The sequence below is a fragment of the Chelatococcus composti genome (genome assembly GCF_014201415.1).
Classification (GTDB): Bacteria; Pseudomonadota; Alphaproteobacteria; order Rhizobiales; family Beijerinckiaceae; genus Chelatococcus_A; species Chelatococcus_A composti.
In genome coordinates, this window is the sequence record NZ_JACHEH010000003.1 from 19,268 (window position 1) to 34,181 (window position 14,914).

At 65.8% G+C, this 14,914-nt stretch carries 17 protein-coding genes; all 17 read left to right on the top strand.

From position 1 onward, the window contains the following. Positions 1-157 precede the first annotated feature (157 nt). A complete protein-coding gene (locus HNQ73_RS06330) occupies positions 158-943 on the top strand; it encodes a DUF1217 domain-containing protein (protein WP_183333428.1) in 786 nt (261 codons plus the stop codon). Between the two features lie 2 nt (positions 944-945). Then, on the top strand, positions 946-1,671 hold the full coding sequence (flgF, locus tag HNQ73_RS06335) for a flagellar basal-body rod protein FlgF (protein WP_183333430.1): 726 nt from the start codon (positions 946-948) through the stop codon (positions 1,669-1,671). Between the two features lie 7 nt (positions 1,672-1,678). Continuing rightward, positions 1,679-3,001 (top strand): flagellar protein export ATPase FliI, encoded by a 1,323-nt coding sequence (fliI, locus tag HNQ73_RS06340; RefSeq protein WP_183333432.1) that lies wholly within the window; start codon positions 1,679-1,681, stop codon positions 2,999-3,001. 106 nt (positions 3,002-3,107) lie between these two features. Further along, positions 3,108-4,316, top strand: a complete 1,209-nt coding sequence (locus tag HNQ73_RS06345) for a flagellar hook protein FlgE (protein WP_183333434.1) — start codon at positions 3,108-3,110, stop codon at positions 4,314-4,316. A gap of 37 nt (positions 4,317-4,353) precedes the next feature. Next, the gene (flgK, locus tag HNQ73_RS06350) at positions 4,354-5,766 is read left to right on the top strand and encodes a flagellar hook-associated protein FlgK (RefSeq protein ID WP_183333436.1); all 1,413 of its coding nucleotides are present in this window, start codon (positions 4,354-4,356) and stop codon (positions 5,764-5,766) included. Between the two features lie 5 nt (positions 5,767-5,771). Then, a complete protein-coding gene (locus tag HNQ73_RS06355; RefSeq protein WP_183333438.1) occupies positions 5,772-6,818 on the top strand; it encodes a flagellar hook-associated family protein in 1,047 nt (348 codons plus the stop codon). A 19-nt stretch (positions 6,819-6,837) separates the two neighbouring features. Beyond that, entirely contained in the window at positions 6,838-7,185 is a 348-nt protein-coding gene (flaF, locus tag HNQ73_RS06360) for a flagellar biosynthesis regulator FlaF (protein ID WP_183333440.1), read from the top strand. Then, positions 7,182-7,628 carry a flagellar biosynthesis repressor FlbT gene (flbT, locus tag HNQ73_RS06365; RefSeq protein ID WP_244650005.1) on the top strand — a complete coding sequence of 149 codons (447 nt, stop codon included), beginning with the start codon at positions 7,182-7,184 and terminating at the stop codon, positions 7,626-7,628. The genes flaF and flbT overlap by 4 nt, the downstream gene beginning before the upstream one ends. 36 nt (positions 7,629-7,664) lie before the next feature. After that, entirely contained in the window at positions 7,665-8,069 is a 405-nt protein-coding gene (gene flgD / locus HNQ73_RS06370) for a flagellar hook assembly protein FlgD (protein WP_183333442.1), read from the top strand. Positions 8,070-8,073: 4 nt separating this feature from the next. Next, on the top strand, positions 8,074-8,340 hold the full coding sequence (gene fliQ, locus HNQ73_RS06375) for a flagellar biosynthesis protein FliQ (RefSeq protein ID WP_183333444.1): 267 nt from the start codon (positions 8,074-8,076) through the stop codon (positions 8,338-8,340). A 36-nt stretch (positions 8,341-8,376) separates the two neighbouring features. After that, on the top strand, positions 8,377-10,470 hold the full coding sequence (gene flhA, locus HNQ73_RS06380; protein WP_183333446.1) for a flagellar biosynthesis protein FlhA: 2,094 nt from the start codon (positions 8,377-8,379) through the stop codon (positions 10,468-10,470). Next, entirely contained in the window at positions 10,467-11,222 is a 756-nt protein-coding gene (gene fliR, locus HNQ73_RS06385) for a flagellar biosynthesis protein FliR (protein WP_183333448.1), read from the top strand. The genes flhA and fliR overlap by 4 nt, the downstream gene beginning before the upstream one ends. A gap of 5 nt (positions 11,223-11,227) precedes the next feature. Further along, positions 11,228-11,626: a hypothetical protein gene (locus tag HNQ73_RS06390; RefSeq protein WP_183333450.1), complete on the top strand. Its 399-nt coding sequence runs from the start codon at positions 11,228-11,230 to the stop codon at positions 11,624-11,626. A gap of 72 nt (positions 11,627-11,698) precedes the next feature. Further along, positions 11,699-12,217 (top strand): rod-binding protein, encoded by a 519-nt coding sequence (locus HNQ73_RS06395; RefSeq protein ID WP_183333452.1) that lies wholly within the window; start codon positions 11,699-11,701, stop codon positions 12,215-12,217. Then, positions 12,214-12,672, top strand: a complete 459-nt coding sequence (locus HNQ73_RS06400; RefSeq protein WP_244650003.1) for a hypothetical protein — start codon at positions 12,214-12,216, stop codon at positions 12,670-12,672. The genes HNQ73_RS06395 and HNQ73_RS06400 overlap by 4 nt, the downstream gene beginning before the upstream one ends. After that, positions 12,669-13,121 carry a hypothetical protein gene (locus tag HNQ73_RS06405; RefSeq protein ID WP_244650001.1) on the top strand — a complete coding sequence of 151 codons (453 nt, stop codon included), beginning with the start codon at positions 12,669-12,671 and terminating at the stop codon, positions 13,119-13,121. Before HNQ73_RS06400 ends, HNQ73_RS06405 begins: the two co-directional genes overlap by 4 nt. A gap of 57 nt (positions 13,122-13,178) precedes the next feature. Further along, positions 13,179-14,852 carry a methyl-accepting chemotaxis protein gene (locus HNQ73_RS06410; RefSeq protein WP_183333454.1) on the top strand — a complete coding sequence of 558 codons (1,674 nt, stop codon included), beginning with the start codon at positions 13,179-13,181 and terminating at the stop codon, positions 14,850-14,852. The last annotated feature ends 62 nt before the right edge of the window (positions 14,853-14,914 follow it).

The window sequence follows — 14,914 nt, forward strand, 5'->3', positions numbered from 1 at the left end:
CCGCTTGCCGGCGTTGTGCTGTCCCAGTCCTCCGGCTGGGGCCTAATGACTGTTCCTATCGCGCGAGGCTTGCGCGGGGCTGAAAAGCGCCGGGCTGGAGGGCAGGTCAGGCTCGGGCAAGCTAGCGGGTTCAACCTTCCCGCAGGAGGCTGCCGCCATGATGTCCACCCTCGTCAGCTATCGGATGATCACCAAGGACCTGACGCGCTCCTTGCAGCGCACGGCGTCTTCGCCGCAGGTCGAGCGCGACAGCAAGTATTATCTGGAGAATATCCAGAAGGTGAAGTCGATCGACGACTTCCTCAGCGATCACCGTGTCTATTCGTTTGCCATGAAGGCTTTCGGCCTGGAAGACATGATCTATGCCAAGGCCTACATGCGCAAGGTGCTGACGGAAGGCGTCGACGACAGCAAGAGCTTCGCCAACCGGCTTGCCGACAAGCGCTTCGCGGAATTTGCCAAGACGTTCAACTTCGCGCGCTACGGCGAGACGACGACAGTCTTCTCCGCGACCCGTGAGGGCACGGTGGAGCGCTACGTCCGCCAGCTGCTCGAGGAGCAGGCGGGGGCCGAGAACGAGGGCGTCCGCCTCGCCCTCTACTTCCAGCGCAAGGCGCCGGAGCTGAAGTCGGTCTACGGCATCCTTGCCGACCGGGCGCTGCTGGCGGTGGTTCAGACCGCACTCGGCATTCCGGCGGAGGCCTCGGCCGCGGACATCGAGGTGCAGGCCAAGATGATCGAGGCCAAGCTTAACATCGAGGACTTCAAGGATCCGGAGAAGCTCGACAAGTTCCTGCAGCGCTTCGCGGCAGCCTATGATGCCACCAACATGCCGCTGGCCGTCTCGGCACCCGTGCTCACGCTGTTCGGCAACAGCGCGCAGACGGCGGGTATGGGGGTCGATCTCCTCATGAGCCTGCAGAAGATCAAGACGGGACTGTAAGGATGCAAGCAGCGCTCTATGTCGGCCTTTCGGCGCAGGTGGCGCTGGAGCGCCGGCTGAACACCATCGCCCAGAATGTCGCCAATATGTCGACGGCGGGCTACCGCGCCGAAGAGGTGAAGTTCGAGACCGTGCTGTCCCGCACAGCGAAGGATGCGGTTGCCTTTGCCACGAGCGGCGAGAACTACATCTCGCGCCGGCAGGGCGGCATCACCAAGACCGACAATCCGCTCGACCTCGCCATCGACGGCGATGCGTGGTTCGCCATCGCCACGCCGGCCGGCATCGTGCACAGCCGCGACGGGCGCCTGCAGATCGGCAACGACGGCCTGCTGCGCACGGTGACGGGCTATCCGATCCTCGACATCGCCGGCGCGCCGATCATGCTCGACGTGCAGGCCGGCCCGCCGACCATCGCTCGCGACGGCACGCTGATGCAGAACGGGCAGCAGATCGGCGCCATCGGCCTCTTCACCATCGCGCCGGGCGCCGAACTGGAGCGTTTCGAGGCGTCCGGCGTCATTGCCAGGACCGGCGTCGCGCCCGTACAGGACTTCGTCGCCAACGGCGTGCTGCAGGGCTATGTCGAGGAGTCGAACGTCAATCCGATCATGGAGATGACGAAGCTCATCGCCGTCTCCCGCGCCTTCGACAACGCCTCGACGGCCGTCAACGACGGCGAATCCTCGCTGCGGGAGGCGATCCGCAGCCTCGGCCCGTCGACCTGATCCGGCCATGGACACGCTCGAGCGGCTGGCCGCCGTTGTCACGGCCGGAGCGCAGGAAATGCCGAGCGTGCGCATTGGCGGCGTCGTTCGCGAGGTGACGCCGACCTATTACCGCGTCGCCGGCCTCTCCCGTTTCCTCAAGCTAGGGGACCGTGTCACGCTCTGCGCCGGCGGGCGGGAGCATGCGGGTGAGGTGGTGCGTATCGACGATGCGGGGGCGACAGTGAAGCCGTTTGACGGCTCCGTCGACATCGGCATCGGCGCACGCGCCTACCGTCTCGGCACCATGGCCCTTTATCCCCACGAGGGCTGGAAGGGGCGGGTGATCAACGCGCTGGGCAAGGCGGTCGACGGGCTCGGGCCCCTCGGCGCGGGCGAGCGGGCCATGCCGGCCGACGCGCCGCCTCCTTCGGCGATGACGCGCGCCCGCGTGAAGAAGCCACTGCGCACGGGCGTGCGCGTCATCGATCTGTTCATGCCAATCTGCGAAGGCCAGCGCATCGGCATCTTTGCGGGCTCCGGCGTCGGCAAGTCGACGCTCCTGTCCATGCTGGCCCGCGCCAGCGGCTTCGATACCGTGGTCGTTGCCCTTGTCGGCGAGCGCGGCCGCGAGGTGCGCGAGTTCCTGGAAGGCCCGCTCGCCGCGAGCCGCGAGCGAGCCATCACCGTGGTCTCGACGGGCGACGAGAGCCCCATGATGCGCCGCCTCGCGCCGCGGACGGCTCTCAGTATCGCCGAATATTTCCGCGATCGGGGGGAATCGGTCCTCCTCATCGTCGATTCCGTGACGCGCTTCGCCCACGCGGCGCGCGACGTTGCGCTGTCGGCGGGCGAGCCGGCCGTGGCGCGCGGCTATGCGCCGAGCGTCTTCAGCGACCTGCCGAAGCTCCTTGAGCGTGCCGGGCCCGGCGAGGAGGGCAGCGGCACCATTACGGGGGTCTTCTCCGTGCTCGTCGACGGCGACGATCACAACGATCCCGTTGCCGACAACATCCGCGGCACGCTCGACGGTCACATCGTGCTCGACAGGGCTATCGCCGACCAGGGGCGCTATCCGGCGGTCAACGTGCTCGCCTCCATCTCGCGTCTCGCCGACCACATCTGGACGAGCGACCAGAAGGAGCTTGCGCTGCGCCTCAAGGGCATGATCGCCCGCTACGAGGATACACGGGACCTGCGGCTGATGGGGGGCTACCAGGCTGGCTCCGACCCCGCGCTCGATCAGGCGGTGAACCTGGTGCCGCGCATCTACGAGGCGCTGCGGCAGGATCCGAGCATGCCGCCGAGTGTCGATGCCTTCGCCGAACTGGCGCAGGTTCTGCGCCAGTAGCGACGAGGAATGGCCGCCGGCCGGGGCCAGGCGGCGGAAAGGGGCAGCCTCACGCAAGCTACTGCCCGTTTACTGGGGGAACTACGGAAAGCGAGGATAGGGTACCATGAGCCTTTATGGTGTGCTGCGCACCGGCGTGTCCGGCATGAACGCCCAGTCGAACAAGCTTGGCACCGTCGCCGACAACATCGCCAATGCCAACACGACGGGCTACAAGCGTGCCTCGACGGAATTCTCCTCGCTTGTCCTTTCCTCTGGCAAGGGCAGCTACAACTCGGGCGCTGTCGTCACCAACGTCCGCTATTCCATCAGCCAGCAGGGCCCGCTCGTCTTCACCACCTCCATGGCCGACCTGGCGGTGCAGGGCAACGGCTTTTTCGTGGTGTCGGACGAAGGCGGCACGCCTTATTTGACGCGTGCCGGCAGCTTCGTGCCCGACAGCGAGGGCAACCTCGTCAACACCGCCGGCTACTATCTGATGGGCTACCCGCTGGCGAACGGCAATCCCAACGTCACGCTCAACAGCCTCGACGGGCTTGAGCGTGTCAACCTCGCCAATCTCGCCATGTCGGCCAACCCGACGACGAGCGCCTCGCTCGGCGGCAATCTGCCGATCGGCGCGGCCATGGGTGACACGTTCCAGTCCTCGCTCATCGTCTACGACAACGTCGGCAACAAGGTTCAGTTCAACGTTATTTTCGAGAAGCAGTCGGACTTCGACCCGCTGGCCCCGGCCAACCAGCAGTGGGAGGTCAGGATCGAAGGCGTCGACCCCACGGGCTGGTCGGCGGGCCCCTTCACCCTGGAGTTCGACACCTCGGGCCAGATCGTCGCCGGCGCGACCATGACGCCGATCAATATCCCGAACGGCCAGGCGATGACGCTCGACGTCTCGACGATGCAGCAGCTCGCCTCCGATTACGCGCCGCTCGATCCGATCGTGAACGGCAACGCGCCGAGCCAGGTCGACAAGATGGAGTTTGGCAAGGACGGCACGGTCTATGCCGTCTACGAGGACGGTACGCGCATCGCCACCTATCGCATCCCGCTCGCCACCGTGCCGAGCCCGGACAAGATGACGCCGGAGGCCGGCAACGTCTATTCGGCCAGCATCGAGTCCGGCAACGTCCAGGTTGCGTTCCCCGGCCAGTCGGGGCTCGGCTCCATCCTCTCCGGTGCGCTTGAGCAGTCCAACGTCGACATGGGCGAGGAGCTGACCGCCATGATCGAGGCCCAGCGCAATTACACGGCCAATTCCAAGGTGTTCCAGACGGGCTCCGAGCTGCTCGACGTCCTCATGAACCTGAAGCGCTGACGAGAAGGTCTTCTTTAGTCTTGCCGGAGCCCTTGTCATGAGTCTTTCCGTAGCCCTCAACACGGCTCGCTCGTCGCTTCTGACGACGGCGACGCAGATCGCCGTGTCGGGAGCCAATACGTCCGGGGCGCTCGATCCGAGCTACTCGCGCAAGATTGCAAGGTCCGTCACCACCGGCGACGGCAGCGTGCGCATCGTCACCATCTCCCGCGCGGCCGATGCCCAGCTCTACTACCGCATGCTTGATGCCACCTCGCGCGCGGCAGCGAGCCAGGCCAAGCTCGACGGGCTCGACAGGCTGCACCAGACGGTGGGTGACACGGAGGATGCGCGCTCGCCCGCCGCGCGGCTCGGCAAGCTGCTCGACTCGCTCAACCTCTATGCCAATGCGCCGCAGGACAGGGTGCTGGCCGGCCAGGTGCTGAGCGATGCCAGTGCGCTCGTCACAACGCTGAACGATGCGGCCAACACCGTGGCCGCTACCCGCCAGGAAGCGGATGCTGAGATCGCGCGGTCGGTGGAGCGGCTCAACGACCTCCTGTCGCAGTTCGAGGAGCTCAACCGTGCCGTGGTGAAGGGTACGGCGACCGGCGCCGACGTCACTGACCTGCTCGACAAGCGCGACGGCGTGCTGGCGCTGATCTCGGAGGAGATCGGCGTCAACGTCGTCACCCGTGAGAACAACGACATGGTGCTCTATACGGACGGCGGCGTGACGCTGTTCGAGACGAGTGCCCGCAAGGTCGAGTTCACGCCCACGCTGGTCTACGGCGCGACCACGATCGGCAGCCAGGTCTTCATCGATGGCGTGCCCGTCACCGGCACCACCACGATGCCGCTACGCTCGGGTCGCATCGTCGGCCTGATGGAAGTGCGCGACGTGGTGGCCGTCACGTACCAGAACCAGCTTGACGAAATCGCCCGCGCGATCATCGACATCTTCGACACCGGCACGGCGGCTGGCGGTCTCTTCACGCAGGTCGGGCTGCCTCCGGCCGGCACGCTGCGTCCGGGGCTCGCGGCCGACATTCGCATCAATCCGGCCTACGATCCGGACCAGGGTGGCTCGCTCGACGAGCTGCGCGACGGCGATACCAATCCGACCGGCGACAACAGCTATTCCGAGCGCCTGTTCCTGCTCATCGACCGGTTCAATGCAAGCCGTACCTTCGATGCCGTGGCCGGCATAGCGGTCACCGGCTCGCTGGCGGACTTCTCCGCCTCCTCCGTGGGCTGGCTGGAAGCCCGCCGCACCAGCGCCGATACCGACGCTGCCTATCAGGAGACGGTTCTGGCCCGCGCCTCCGACGCGCTGTCGACCGCGACGGGCGTCAATCTCGACGACGAACTCGCCTTGCAGCTCCAGCTCGAGCGCTCGTATTCGGCGGCCTCGCGCCTCATCGCGGTGATCGACGAGATGCTGCGCTCACTCCTCGAGGCAGTGAGGTAAGCGCCATGAAGACGACGTTCATCTCCACCTACTCGCTGCTCAACTCACCGCGCTCCTCGCTTGTGCGCATGCAGGCGGACGCGGCGCGTTACAACCAGGAGATCGCCAGCGGCCGCCATGCTGACGTCGGCCTTACGCTGGGTGGCCGGATGAGCCAGGCGGTGTCGCTGCGGGCCGACTACGACAACCTGACGGCGATGATCGACGCCAACAGCCGCACCAGGACGCGGCTGGACGTGACCGTCGAGGCCCTCGGCACCATCCGCGCCATGGCGGACGAGTTCCAGGCCGAGCTCCTGTCCGTCCCGCATGCGCAGCGCGGCAGCGAGGTCATCCGCAATGCGGCGCGCGACAAGCTCGCAGCCCTGATCGGCAGTCTCAACTCCGCCGTCGACGGGCAGTTCCTCTTCGCCGGTATCAACAGCGGTGTGCAGCCCATCAACGAGTATGGTGCCGGCTCGCCCAACAAGAACGCGGTCGATGCGGCCTATCTCGCCGCGTTTGGCGTCACGCAGGCTGATCCGGGCGTCTCCGACATCTCGGCGGCGGATATGGCGAACTTCCTGGACACCGCCTTCGCCGACCTCTTCTTCAATGATGCCAACTGGAAGGCCAACTGGTCAAACGCCTCGGACGCCGTCCAGCGCAGCCGCATCTCGCGCAGCGAGACGCTCACCTCCTCCGTCTCGGCCAACGAGATGGCCATCCGCCAGCTCGCGGCGGCCTATACGATGGTGTTCGATCTCGGCAGCGACAAGCTCAACACTGACGCGCTGCAGGTGGTGATCGACAAGGCGACGGAGCTGATGGGCAATGCCATCGCCCAGATCATCGACCTTGAGGCGCACATGGGCGTCGCCCAGAACCGGATCGATACGGCCAACACCAACATGGAGGCACAGAAGAAGATCCTCGCCACGCGCGTCGGCGACCTGGAGGATGTCGACCCGGCCGAGGCGAAGGTCCGGCTCGATGCCGTCCTGACGCAGATCGAGATGTCCTATTCCCTGACGGTTCGCCTGCAGAGCCTCAGCCTGCTCAACTATCTGTAACCCTGGAAGAGGCGAACGGATGTATCGGCATTCCTACGCGGAGATTCTCGACGAGGCCCCTTCCGAGGCCCGGATGCGCGAGCGCATGGCCTTCGACCACGCCATCGAACTCCTGCAGGCGGCCGAGGCGAAGGGCGCCGGTTCGCGCGAGGCCGTGGAAGCGATTTTCTTCCTCACCCGGCTCTGGAACCTGCTGCTCGAGGATCTCGCCAGCGACGAGAACGGCCTGCCGCGGGAGCTGCGCGCCAGCCTCATTTCCATCGGCCTGTGGGTGCTGCGCGAGGCGCAGCGCCTGAGGCAGGAGATGAAGGGTAGCTTCGGCGCCCTCATCGAAGTCAACACTGCCATCCGGAACGGTCTTGCATGAAGCGCTCGATGCAACTGTCGCTGCGGGCCGGAGAGCGCCTCTACATCAACGGGGCTGTGTTGCGGGTTGACCGCAAGGTCACGATCGAGCTGCTCAACGACGCCACCTTCCTGCTGGAGAACCACGTCCTGCAGATCGAGGATGCGACGACGCCGCTCAAGCGTCTCTACTTCGTCCTGCAGACCATGCTGATGGACCCGGCGACGGCCCAGGAGACGTTGAAGCTGTTTCAGCAGATCTTCGACCTCGTCCCCTGCAGCTACAGCACGAAGCCCGACGAATCCTTCCTCGCCGCGCTCCAGAAGGTGCGGAACCTTGCGGAGGAGGGCCGGCCTTTCGAGGCAATGCGCATGCTGCGCGGTCTTTATGTCGACGAGCTGCCGCTCCTCGACGAGCACGAGCGGGAGGCCGAGGCGCCGGCCCTGCGCAAGCGGGCGGGCTAGGAGGGGCGCCCTGGGTCAGAGATCGGGAGAAGACACATGACCGTAGCCGCTGTATCGGGTGTGAACAGCAACACCACGGCAGCCACCCGGACGACGGGCGCGTCGAACGCGTCGGTGGATTATGACACTTTTCTCAAGCTCCTCGTGGCCCAGCTGAAGAACCAGGATCCGACGGAGCCGGTGGATTCCACCCAGTACATGGCGCAGCTCGCCAGCTTCTCGCAGGTGGAGCAGAGCGTCATCATGAACAAAAAGCTCGACTCCCTGCTCGTCGCCAGCGCCCTGCAGCAGATTGACGGCATCATCGGCCGCACGCTGACCACGGCCGACGAGAGCATCTCCGGCACGGTCAAGGCCGTCTGGATCTACGACGAAGGCGCCGTCGCGGAGCTCGAGGACGGCACGCGCGTGCTGCTCGGTCCCGGCGTCAAGATCAGCTGAGCCGATGAACGAGGCTGATGCACTCGACATCGTCCAGGCCGCGATCTGGACGATCATCATCGGGGCGGGGCCGGCCGTCGCCGCGGCGATGCTCGTCGGCATCGGCATCGCGCTTCTCCAGGCGCTGACCCAGATCCAGGAAATGACGCTGACCTTCATTCCGAAGATCCTCGCCATTTTCGTGGTCATCGCGCTCACCGGCTCGTTCACCGGGGCGCAGATCTTCGCCTTCACCGAGCAGGTCTACGGCCGCATCACGACCGGCTTCTGAGGCGGCCGGGCGGGGCGGCAAACGAGGGAACAGGCGATGTCGGACGTGACGATGATTCAGGCGGTGACCGGCGGGCGCAGAGGGCTCGATATCGGCTTTGCCGTCGGCATTGTCGCCATCCTCACCATCCTCTTCCTGCCTGTTCCGACGATCCTCATCGACATGGGCCTTGCCCTGTCGATCGCCTTCTCCGTGCTGATCCTCATGGTGGCCTTGTGGATCCACAAGCCGCTGGAGTTCTCGGCCTTTCCCCAGGTGCTGCTCATCGCCACGATGCTGCGCCTGGCGCTGTCCATCGCCACCACCCGCCTCATTCTCGCCCATGGCAACGAGGGCGTGACGGCCGCCGGCCACATCATCAACGGCTTTTCCCAGTTCGTGATGAGCGGCGACTTCGTCATCGGTATCGTCGTCTTTCTCATCCTCATCACGGTCAACTTCCTCGTCATCACCAAGGGTGCGACACGTATCGCGGAGGTGGGCGCTCGCTTTACTCTCGACGCCATCCCCGGCAAGCAGATGGCCATCGACGCCGACCTGTCGGCTGGCACCATCGACGAGAAGGAGGCGCAGCGGCGCCGGCGCGAGCTGGAGGAGGAGAGTGCCTTCTTCGGTTCGATGGACGGTGCCTCGAAGTTCGTGCGCGGAGAGGCGGTGGCGAGCCTCATCATCACCGCCGTCAACATCTTCGGCGGCATCATCATCGGCGTCACGCGGCACGGCATGTCGCTGTCGCAGGCGGCGGACGTCTTCACCAAGCTGTCGGTCGGTGACGGCCTCGTCTCGCAGATCCCGGCGCTCATCGTCTCGCTGGCCGCCGGTCTCCTCGTCTCCAAGGGCGGCACGCGCGGCTCCGCGGACCAGGCCGTGCTCGGCCAGCTCGGCGGCTATCCCAAGGCGCTGTTCGTGGCCGCCGGCCTCATGTTCACGATGGCTGTCGTGCCGGGCCTTCCCTTCCTCCCCTTCGTCGCCCTCGGCGGCCTCATGGGCTTTGTCGGCTACGCCATTCCCCGGCGCATCGCCGAGCAGGAGGCCCTCGCCGCCGCCCAGGCGAAGGAGAAGGAGAAGGAAGAGCAGGCCAAGCGCGAGGCGCAGGAGTCGGTCAAGGAGTCTCTCAAGACAGCCGAGATCGAGCTGTGCCTCGGCAAGCAGCTGTCCATGAAGCTGCTCAACGCCCACGGGGAGCTCGCCCACCGCGTCGCCAAGATGCGGCGCAAGTTCGCCCAGCAGTACGGCTTTGTCGTGCCCGACATCAAGCTGTCGGATTCACTGGCGCTGCCGGGCAAGACCTACCAGATCAAGATCCACGGCACGGTGGTGGCCACGCATGAGATGCGCATCGGCGAGATGCTCGTCGTCACTGGTGACGGCCCGCAACCGGACGTGCCGGGCGAGGTGACGCGCGAGCCGGCCTTCGGCATCAAGGCCATGTGGGTGGCCGAGACCTATGCCAACGAGGTGCGCCGGCAGGGCTTCACCACCGTCGACAACGTCTCGGTGCTGCTGACGCACCTGAGCGAGATCATCCGCAACAACCTTGCGCAGCTCCTCTCCTACAAGGACATGCGCGCGCTGCTCGACCGGCTCGATCCGGAATACAAGCGGCTCATCGACGACATCTGCCCGTCGCAGATCTCCTACTCCGGCCTGCAGGCAGTGTTGAAGCTGCTGCTCGCCGAGGGCGTTTCCATTCGCAACCTGCATCTCATCCTCGAGGCTATCGCCGAGATCGTGCCGCATGCCCGCCGGTCGGAGCAGGTTGCCGAGCATGTGCGCATGCGCATCGCGCCGCAGATCTGCGGCGACCTTGCCGAAAACGGCGTGCTCAACGTGCTGCGCCTCGGCAACCGTTGGGACCTCGCCTTCCATCAGAGCCTGAAGCGCGACGCGCGCGGCGACGTCATCGAGTTCGACATCGACCCGCGCCTCGTCGAGCAATTCGGCAACGAGGCTTCGCAGGTCATCCGCCGCCACCTCAACGAGGGCACCAGCTTCGTCCTCGTCACCGCGCCCGATGCGCGCCCCTACGTGCGCATGATCATCGAGCGGCTGTTCCCGACCCTGCCGGTGCTCTCGCACGTCGAGATCGCGCGGGGTATCGAGATCAAGTCCCTCGGAACGATCTCGTGAGCGCCCAGCTTTCGCAGTCGCTTCTCGCCGTCTTCCTGATCTTCTGTCGCGTCGGCGGCTGCCTGATGATCGCGCCGGGTTTCTCGAGCGCACGCGTGCCGACGCGCGTGCGCCTCTTCGTTGCTGTCACCGTCTCCCTCGCCCTGATGCCGCTGCTCCTCGGCCCCGTCGGTGCGCGCGTGGGGGATGCGCAGCCGGCCGACATGCTGGGCCTCATCGGGGCGGAGACTTTCACCGGGCTCGTCATCGGCTTCCTGGCGCGGCTGTTCTTCATGGCGCTCGAGACGCTCGCGGTGGCCGTCGCCATGGCGATCGGCGTGGGCGGCATGCTCGGCACGCCGGTAGACGACGGCGAGGGCCTGCCTTCGCTCGCGACGCTGATCACGCTAACCGCGGTGGCACTCGTCTTCTTCGCCGACCTGCACTGGGAGCTGCTGCGCGGGCTGGTCGCCTCCTACCAGCGGCTGCCGCCGGGGGAAACCTTCGGCACGCGCCTTGCCCTGTCGGAGGTGGTGGACAAGCTGGCCGATGCCTTCCTGATCGCGCTGCGCATCAGCAGCCCCTTCATCATCTACTCGCTCGTCATCAACTTCGCGATCGGTCTCGCCAACAAGTTGACGCCTCAGTTACCGATCTATTTCATCCTGATGCCGCTCGTGATCGGTCTTGGGATGTTGATCGTCTACCTCCTCTTCCGCGAATACATGACCCTGTTCATGCTCGGCTTCGCCGAGTGGCTTCGCAACGGATGACCCCCATGGACGCCCGCCGCAGACTCGAGAAGATGCGCCGTCTCATCGACGTGCAGGAGCGCCTGTGCCGCATGGCGGAGGCGAAGCTCGCCGACATCGAGCGGCGGCAGGCCGAGCTTTCGCGCGCACAGACGGACATCCTGGCGAGCCTCAACGCGGACGAGCCGCTGCACGGCATGTTCGTGGAGACCATGGCCCGCCACCTTCACCGCCTTGCATGCCACGCCGCCGAACTCGAGGAAGCGCGACGCTCGCAGGCGCAGCTGGTGCTCAACGAGGCGATGAAGCTGAAGCGCGTGGAACGGTACACGGCGCGGGTGGCGCGCGTCTCGCGCGAGCAGGAGGACAAGCGCAGCCTGGCGGAGATCCTCGACGCTCTTCAGGCGCGCGCGACGCAAGCCTGACATAAGCCTGCGTGGGCAAATTACCCCACGGCGCACGACTCTATCCGTTCTGCGCCGTGAAAAGGGTAAGCCATGGCCATTCAGCCGCCGTCGGATATCGTGCTTGAGGTGACGCGGGCCGTCGAGCCGTCGCGCTATCAGGCCGCGCTCGAGCGCCTCAAGAACATGCCGGCGAATCAAGCGGGCGTTGATTTCGCCGACACTTTCGACGCCGTCCGGCGGCCGGTGCTCGGCTCGACGCACGATATCGAGGGCGCGCTCACGGCGATGCGCAGCCGTGCGGCGTCCGTGCGCCCGAGCGAAGGCGACCCCTATCGGAAATTCGAGGCCTTCGTTCTCCAGAACTTCATCGAGGCCATGCTGCCGGAAAACGGCGAGGTCGTCTTCGGAACGGGGACGGCCGGCAAGATCTGGAAATCGATGCTCGCCGAGAAGATGGGCGAGCAGGTGGCTGCGGCTGGGGGCATCGGCATTGCCGAAATGCTGCGCACGTCCACCGAGCGCTCCCTGAAGGCAAGACAGCAAGTGGCTGACAGCGACGGCAAGGGAGCCTCCCCGATCGGCGGAACAGGTGAGGAGAACAGAGCATGACGTTCGATGAAATGAGCGGGGCAGGAGCAGGCGGCGGCATCGCCGATGCTGCCGGCAGCGAAGGCAGCATCCTTCCCACCGTGGGGCCGCGGCTGTCCGCGACAGGCTCCGCGTTGCTGCGCGCCATGGATCGGCTGGAGTTCGTTGTCGACGTCGAGACGCGCGCGCTCGAGACACACCACGACATCGACCTTGAGGAGAGCAACCGGCGCAAGAGCCAGATCCTGCTCGAGCTGAGCCGGCTCATGAAGGTGGTCGACCAGGAGCCCCTCGAGCGCCAGGTCATCGACCGTCTGAGTAGCGTGCGTCAGAAGCTTGCCCGTAACCAGGCGGTGCTTGAACTCAACCTGCGCGCCATGAACGAGGTCGCCGAGATTGTGGCCGCGTCCATCCGCGCCGAGGAATCTGACGGCACCTACCAGCCGTCCGGGCACGTCAGGGGGCCCGCGCGATGATGCGTTTGCTGCTGACCGGGTTCTGGGTGGCCGCCATCGCCCTGATGTCGAGCTACGCGACCGCCTATTGGGTCGCGGGCGGCAATCCGCTCGGTGGGCAGCAGACCTACCTCGAGGGGCTCGAATACAAAAAGCTGCCGACAATGAACGTGCCGGTCATCATCGAGGGTGACCTGCAGGGCTACATTGTCACACAGCTCGTCTACACGGCGGATGCGGCGACGCTGCGCGAGATGTCCGTGCCGCCCGATCCCTTCCTGGTCGACGAGGCTTTCCGCCGCATCTACGCGGAGGACCGCATCGATTTCCGGAACCTTTCGCGGCAAAACCTGACGGAACTGTTGCAGGTGATCAAGGACAGGACCAACGAAAGACTTGGCAGTCCGATCATCCACGACGTTCTCATCGAGGAAATTAATTACCTGAGAAAAGAGGACATGGGGTCGTGATCGTCCTCACGTCAACTTTATAGCTAAGACGTTTTTGCGGCAGGGAAAGCGGCGCGCATGAAGATCTCCGGCAAGATTTATACGATCGTCGCCATCATGGGGGCGGTAACGGTCATGGTCGCGGCGATGGCCGTCTATGCGCTGCGGCAGTACGACAAGCAGACCAGCCTGCTCAACCAGACCGCCCAGCGCGCCTTCTACGCCGAGCATCTCAACCGCCTCATCTCGGCGGTCGTCATGGAATCGCGCGGCGTCTACATGTCGGAGACGAGCGACTCTGCGATGCAGTTCGCCGAGGGCATCCGCAAGTATCTCGACGAGATGGACAAGACCATCTCGCAGTGGCGTGCGATCGTCCCGCCGGACCGGCTCGCCTCCTTTGACGAACTGGCCAAGCGCGCCGCCGAGTTCCGGGCCTTCCGCCTCGAGACCGCGCGGCTCGGCGTCGACGTTTCGCCCGCCGCTGCCAGTGAGCAGGGCAACAACGAGAGCAACCGGCGCAACCGCAAGGAATTTCAGGATCTGCTCGACAGCCAGGTCGAGGCCATCTTCGGCCAGCTGGCGAGCATCCGCGCCAACATGCAGAATTTCCAGGACCGCATGATGAACCTCGTCGTGGGCGCTGCGGTCATCGGTCTGGCGTTCGCCGTTGGTCTCGGCGCATGGATCGGGACGTTCCTCCTCAGCCGGCCGCTGCGTCGGGTCTCGGGCGTCCTGCAGCAGATGGCCGCCGGCAATTACGACATCGAGCTCGAGACGCGCCGCTCGCGCGACGAGGTCGGCGCCATCTGGGATGCCACAGAGCATTTCCGCGATGCGTTCATCGAGGGCGAGCGGTTGAAGAGCGAGCGGGCGGCAATCGACGCGCGCGCGGAGGAAAGCAAGCGCGCCATGCTGAACGAGCTGGCCGAGGCCTTCGAGGCGCAGGTCATCGGCGTTGTGCGCTCCGTGTCTGCCGCTGCCGCCCAGCTTGAGAAGCATGCCGCCGCCATGACCGCCGCGGCGGAGGCGACCAACTACAAGTCGCTCGCGGTCTCGTCTGCGTCCGACCAGGCAACGAACAACGTGCATACCGTCGCCTCCGCGGCCGAGCAGCTCTCCGCGTCCATCCGCGAGATCGGCCAGCAGGTCACGAACGCCGCCGCCATTGCCAGCGAGGGTGCGCAGCAGGCCGGTTCCACCGTTCAGGTGGTGCGCGGTCTCGACGAGAGCGCCCAGCGCATCGGCGAAGTCATCCGCCTCATCAACGACGTCGCGGCGCAGACGAACCTCCTCGCCCTCAACGCCACCATCGAGGCAGCCCGGGCAGGCGAGGCGGGCAAGGGCTTCGCGGTCGTCGCCATGGAAGTGAAGAACCTCGCGGCGCAAACGGCCAAGGCCACCGAGGAGATCGCGGCTCAGATCAACGCGGTCCAGGCTGCGACCGGCGACGTCGTGCGCGCCATCGAGGGCATCTCGGAGACGATCGCGCGCATCGACGAGATCTCCGCGACCATCGCCTCCTCCGTCGAGGAGCAGGGCGCTGCGACGGGCGAGATCGCCCGCAACGTCCAGCAGGCGGCGCAGGGCACGCAGGAGGTTTCGGCGAACATCTCCGATGTGACGCAGGCGGCGGCCGATACCGGACGCGTGGCGTCCGAGATCGTGTCCGCAGCCAGCGAGCTGACGGATCAGGCCGAGCGGCTGCGTGAGGAGGTCGACCGCTTCATCGCACGGGTGCGGGCGGCCTGATCGGTAGGGGTTGAGAGGCCGGGGGGAAGGCTTCGGCCGGAACGGAACGGGAAGGAGGGATG

Excerpts from the sequence above, each read along its gene's own strand:
- HNQ73_RS06330 (WP_183333428.1), top strand. The coding sequence starts at position 158 with ATGATGTCCACCCTCGTCAGCTATCGGATGATCACCAAGGACCTGACG.
- flgF (WP_183333430.1), top strand. The coding sequence starts at position 946 with ATGCAAGCAGCGCTCTATGTCGGCCTTTCGGCGCAGGTGGCGCTGGAG.
- fliI (WP_183333432.1), top strand. The coding sequence starts at position 1,679 with ATGGACACGCTCGAGCGGCTGGCCGCCGTTGTCACGGCCGGAGCGCAG.
- HNQ73_RS06345 (WP_183333434.1), top strand. The coding sequence starts at position 3,108 with ATGAGCCTTTATGGTGTGCTGCGCACCGGCGTGTCCGGCATGAACGCC.
- flgK (WP_183333436.1), top strand. The coding sequence starts at position 4,354 with ATGAGTCTTTCCGTAGCCCTCAACACGGCTCGCTCGTCGCTTCTGACG.
- HNQ73_RS06355 (WP_183333438.1), top strand. The coding sequence starts at position 5,772 with ATGAAGACGACGTTCATCTCCACCTACTCGCTGCTCAACTCACCGCGC.
- flaF (WP_183333440.1), top strand. The coding sequence starts at position 6,838 with ATGTATCGGCATTCCTACGCGGAGATTCTCGACGAGGCCCCTTCCGAG.
- flbT (WP_244650005.1), top strand. The coding sequence starts at position 7,182 with ATGAAGCGCTCGATGCAACTGTCGCTGCGGGCCGGAGAGCGCCTCTAC.
- flgD (WP_183333442.1), top strand. The coding sequence starts at position 7,665 with ATGACCGTAGCCGCTGTATCGGGTGTGAACAGCAACACCACGGCAGCC.
- fliQ (WP_183333444.1), top strand. The coding sequence starts at position 8,074 with ATGAACGAGGCTGATGCACTCGACATCGTCCAGGCCGCGATCTGGACG.
- flhA (WP_183333446.1), top strand. The coding sequence starts at position 8,377 with ATGTCGGACGTGACGATGATTCAGGCGGTGACCGGCGGGCGCAGAGGG.
- HNQ73_RS06390 (WP_183333450.1), top strand. The coding sequence starts at position 11,228 with ATGGACGCCCGCCGCAGACTCGAGAAGATGCGCCGTCTCATCGACGTG.
- HNQ73_RS06395 (WP_183333452.1), top strand. The coding sequence starts at position 11,699 with ATGGCCATTCAGCCGCCGTCGGATATCGTGCTTGAGGTGACGCGGGCC.
- HNQ73_RS06400 (WP_244650003.1), top strand. The coding sequence starts at position 12,214 with ATGACGTTCGATGAAATGAGCGGGGCAGGAGCAGGCGGCGGCATCGCC.
- HNQ73_RS06405 (WP_244650001.1), top strand. The coding sequence starts at position 12,669 with ATGATGCGTTTGCTGCTGACCGGGTTCTGGGTGGCCGCCATCGCCCTG.
- HNQ73_RS06410 (WP_183333454.1), top strand. The coding sequence starts at position 13,179 with ATGAAGATCTCCGGCAAGATTTATACGATCGTCGCCATCATGGGGGCG.